Raw genomic sequence first — 4,479 nt, 5'->3', positions numbered from 1 at the left:
GGTCCGTGCGCTGGCCGCCGGCGCGGTGACCCCGGGCTCGACCCGCACGCTGGAGGGCTGGGTGCCCGCCGGCGCGGACGCCACCGGCGCCGCGGTGGACCTGCCGGCCTGCCCCGCGCCGGGCGGGCCCGTGCCGCTCGCCGGGGTCGGGTCGTGGCGGCTGGTCGACGAGCAGCCCGTGGAGCTGACCGAGGCCGCATTCCCGCTGACCGCGCTCGTGCCCGACCCGACCCGGCCCGGGCACGACGCCGCCGGAGAGACGATCTTCTTCGGGGTGGTGCCGACCGGCTCCGCCGACGTCGACCCGTCCGGTGCCGCCCGTTTCGACGACACCCGCGACTACGAGATCCGCTGCTTCGTCCGGCGGCACCGCCCGGAGTGCCCGCGCGGCGGCCGGCACTGCACGTGCCCGCTGACCTGGTCCGAGCCCACCGAGGCGTACCGGCTGGCGGCCCACTTCGACCTGGAGGGCTGCGCGAACCGGCCGGTCACCGTGCAGATGCCGGACCTGCGCCGCCTGCACACCGACGCCCTGCGGCTGGGCCCGGGCGGGGCGGGAGGCGTCCGGTTCAGCTCGCCACCGGAGTCGGCGCTGTCGTTCACCACCAACGACCTGACCGCCACCGCGGCCGGCACCGCGATGACGAACCAGAAGGTTCAGATCTGCTCGTTCGCGATCCCCCTGATCACGATCGTCGCGTTCTTCGTGCTGCGGCTGTTCCTCCCGATCGTCGTCCTGGTCTTCCAGCTGTGGTTCCTGCTCATGCTGCGGTTCTGCATCCCGCCCGACGCGACGGTCGAGCTCGGCCAGGATCTGCTGACCGACTTCGAGAACCTCGGCGCCGGGCTCGCCGTCGACGAGGACCTGGCGATCTCGCTGTCCGGGCGGCCGTCCTTCCTCAAGGCGCTGAAGGACCTCATGGGCGGGGTGAAGGTGACCAAGCCCGCGGCGACGACGCTCGCCGACGCGCTGAAGAGCGCCCACACCGGCGGCAGCCTGGACGCCCGCTCGTTCACCGCCATCGGCCGGACCGCACTCACCTCGGCGGAGCCGCCCGCGCCGGCCCGCCCGTTCGCGCTCCGGGTCGAGCGGGCAGCCGTGGTGACCCCGTGAACGCGAGCGGTGACCCCGTGACCCGGCCCGATCGGCTCGACAGGCTGGGTCGCGGATGGCCGTTCCCGCCCGCGCCCGGCCCGACCGGCGGGGTGGCGCTGCGGGCCGGGCCCGCGCTGGTGCGCCAGTCGATCCTGCTGATCTTGGACACCGAGCCGGGGGAACGCGTGATGCGCCCCGACTTCGGGTGCGGCCTGCGGCGCTTCCTGATGGAGCCCAACACGCCCGCCACCCGCGCGGCGATCGCCCGCGAGGTGGAGGCGGCGCTGCGGGCGTGGGAGCCGCGCATCGACCTGCGCGAGGTCGAGGTGAGCACCACCGACGACCCGAGCACCGTCGTCGTCACCGTCGCCTACCTGCACGTGCGCGACCAGAGCCCGGACGGGCTGCGGGTGCCGCTCACCCTCGCAGGAGGGCCGGCGCGATGACCCTGCCCGTCCCGGTGCTCGACGACCGCGACTTCGACCAGCTGCTGGCCGAGCTGCGGGGGCGCATCGCCGTCTTCACCCCGGAGTGGACCGACCAGGGCCCGAGCGACCCCGGGATCACGCTGCTCGAGCTGGTGGCGCACCTCGGCGAGACCCTGCTCTTCCGGTTCAACCAGATCCCGGACCAGACGCGGCTGTGGCTGCTGCGGCTGCTGGCCGTGCCGCCGCTGCCGGCCCGGCGGGCGACGGGCCTGGTCGCGTTCACCGCGGGGCGGCTCGCCGGGCCGCCCCCCGCCGTGCCGCTGGGCACGACGGTGCAGGCGGACGCGGTGCCCTTCCGGGTCGGCAACGACGTCACGGTGTTCCCGATCGCCGTCACCGCCGTCGTCAAGACTGAGGTCGACGAGCCCACCGACGCACTCCTGCACGACGAGCTGCGGCGCCTCGCCGACGCCAACGACCTCGACCTGGCCGACGTCGTCACCTACGAGGAGACGGTGCTGGGGCCCGACCCGACCACCCTGACCGACGACCAGCTGCTCGACGTCGGCCCGGCCGTCGACCGCTGCCTGTGGATCGCTGTGCACGCCGGCCCGGGGACGCCGGGCACGACCGACGAGCAGCGGCGGGCGCTGCTCGACCGATCCGGGCCGCTGGCGCGCACGCCGATCACGCTCGGGATTGCGGGTGACGCCGCGCGGCCCGGCCTCGGCGACGTCGCGCCCTGCCCGGGGGAGATCCCGCCGGAGCCCGCGCCGGGCGCGCCCGACTCCAGCCTGATCTGGGAGGTCACCGGGGTGCAGGGGACCGACCGGGTGCTGTTCCCGGTGGCCGTCGCCGCCGACAGCACCGACGGGCTGCGGCGCAGCGGCGTCGTCGCGCTCCAGCTGCCCGCCGCCCACCTGTCCGAGATCGGCCTCGACCCGCCGCCCGACCCCGCCGCCCCCGTCGACCCGGACGAGGCGGCCGACCGCGCCGGGGTCGGCCGCAACGCGCCGCCCGCGCTCGCGGACGGGCCGCCGGTGCTGTTCTGGCTGCGCGCCTTCCCGCGCGAGGGCGTCCCGGAGATCGGGCGGCTGCGCTGGGTCGGCGCCAACGCGGCCGACGTCGAGCAGGTCGCCCAGGCCCCGCCCGAGCTGCTCGGCCGCGGTCACGGGCTCAGCCACCAGGAGCTGGGCCTGGCCAACGCGCCGGTGGTGGCCGAGTCGGTGCAGGTGCAGGTGCAGGAGGACGGCACCGACTGGGTGGACTGGACCGTGGTCGACTCGCTGGCGGCCAGTAGCCCCGACGACCGGCACCTGCTGCTCGACGCCGGCGCCGGCCGGCTGCGCTGTGGCGACAGCGTCCGCGGGCGGGTGCTGCCCGCGGGGGCGGCCGTGCGGGCGCTGGGCTACCGCCACGGCGGCGGGCGGCGGGGCAACGTCGCCGCGCAGGCCCTCACCCAGGTCGCCGACGTCGGCGCCGTCACCGTGGCGAACCCGCTGCCCACCGGGGGCGGCGAGGACCCGGAGCCGATCGACCGCGCGCTGGAGCGCATCCCGGGCGAGCTGACCCGCCACGACCGGGCCGTGGTGGCCGACGACTTCCGCCAGCTCGCGCTCGTACCGGGGGTCGGGCGCGCCGAGTGCCTGCCGCGGTTCGACCCGCGCACCCGCGACCGCGACGCCGCGGGGGTGGTCACGGTGATCGTCTGGCCGACCGAGGACCCGCGCCACCCGGACGCCCCGCTGGCCGACGAGACGTTGCTCCGGGCCGTGTGCGCGCGGCTCGACGCGCGCCGGCTGGTGACGACCGAGCTGTTCGTGGTGCCGGCGACCTACCACCCCGTCGCGGTGTCGGTGGGGATCGCGGTCAAGCCCGGCTACAGCACGATCGGTGTGCGCCGCTGGGTGGAGCTGGTGCTGCGGCAGTACCTGTCGCCGCTGCCGCCGTTCGGGCCGGAGGGCCAGGGCTGGCCGCTGGGCCGGCGGGTGCACGGGCCCGAGTTGGAGGCGGCCGTGCTGCAGGTCGAGGGCGTCGAGTTCGTGGAGGCGCTGGAGGTCGCGGACATGGCCACCGGCACGCCCGCGCCCGGTCCGGTCCTGCTGGCCGCGTGGGAGGTGCCCGAGCTCGTCGAGGTGACCGTGGTGCTCGGCACCCCACCCGCCGCCGGCACCGGCACGCCGCAGCCGGTGCCGCCCACCGCGCCGGCCCCGGTGCCGGTGCCCGTGCCGAGGAGCGAGTGCTGATGCCGGAGATCAGCGCGACCGCTCCCGGTGCGCGGCGGGTCGCCCCGATCGTCGGGGCCACGGCCTGGCGGGCGTGCCGGCTCGAGGCCACGGAGGTCGACGCGACGAGCGGCGAGCTGGCGCTGGCGCGGCTCCCGTCCCCGCCGGCACGACCCTGGACCGGCACCGCGGGCGGGCGGGCCGCGCTCGGGTTCGACCGCGCGGGCTGCCTCTACCGCGGCGACCCGGCGCGCGGGCAGCTCTCCCGCGTCCCCTGGCCGCAGCGGGGCGAGCCGGTCGACCTGCTCCTCGGGCCGGCGCCGGATACGCCCGCGGAGCCGGGCGGGTTCGTGCCCGCGGCCGACCCGCGCCGGCCGTTGCGGCCGTGGGCGGTGGCCGCCGACGCCGACGAGCACCTGCTCGTGCTGGACGGTGCCACCGGCACCGTCGCCGTCCTGGACCTGGTCGACGGGCACCTGCTGCGCACGATCCCGCTGGCCGAGCCCGTGGTCGACCTCGCGTCCGCGCCGGACGGGGTCGTGCTCGCCGCCGTCGCGTCCCGGGAGCGGCCGCTCGTCGCGCTGGACGCGATCGGGCTGCCGGTGCCGGTGGGGCTCGACGAGGCCGCGGTCGCGCTGCTGGCCGCGGTGCCGGCCGCCGCGCGCCCGGCCCGGCTCACCGCCACCGGCAGGGCGGTGTGGCTGCTGCTGCGCGCCGGGTCCGACGCCTG

The 4,479-nt window shown here is 77.2% G+C and carries 4 protein-coding genes; all 4 read left to right on the top strand.

The window, feature by feature from the left end:
• The coding region (locus KIK08_RS37390; protein WP_214408046.1) for a hypothetical protein at window positions 1–1,114 on the top strand (1,114 nt) is incomplete at its 5' end.
• 17 nt (window positions 1,115–1,131) lie between these two features.
• Window positions 1,132–1,542 carry a GPW/gp25 family protein gene (locus KIK08_RS40750; protein WP_214408045.1) on the top strand — a complete coding sequence of 137 codons (411 nt, stop codon included), beginning with the start codon at window positions 1,132–1,134 and terminating at the stop codon, window positions 1,540–1,542.
• Window positions 1,539–3,770 carry a putative baseplate assembly protein gene (locus tag KIK08_RS37380; RefSeq protein WP_214408044.1) on the top strand — a complete coding sequence of 744 codons (2,232 nt, stop codon included), beginning with the start codon at window positions 1,539–1,541 and terminating at the stop codon, window positions 3,768–3,770. The genes KIK08_RS40750 and KIK08_RS37380 overlap by 4 nt, the downstream gene beginning before the upstream one ends.
• Window positions 3,770–4,479 (top strand): NHL repeat-containing protein (locus KIK08_RS37375; protein WP_214408043.1); only part of this gene is annotated, 710 nt, incomplete at its 3' end. The genes KIK08_RS37380 and KIK08_RS37375, both read left to right, overlap by 1 nt.

Origin of the sequence: Pseudonocardia lacus (genome assembly GCF_018531445.1) — a bacterium.
Taxonomy (GTDB): domain Bacteria; phylum Actinomycetota; class Actinomycetes; order Mycobacteriales; family Pseudonocardiaceae; genus Pseudonocardia; species Pseudonocardia lacus.
This window is presented reverse-complemented; position numbering and strand designations above follow the sequence as displayed.

Coding starts and splice junctions, on each gene's coding strand:
- KIK08_RS37380 (WP_214408044.1), top strand. CDS start 1,539: ATGACCCTGCCCGTCCCGGTGCTCGACGACCGCGACTTCGACCAGCTG.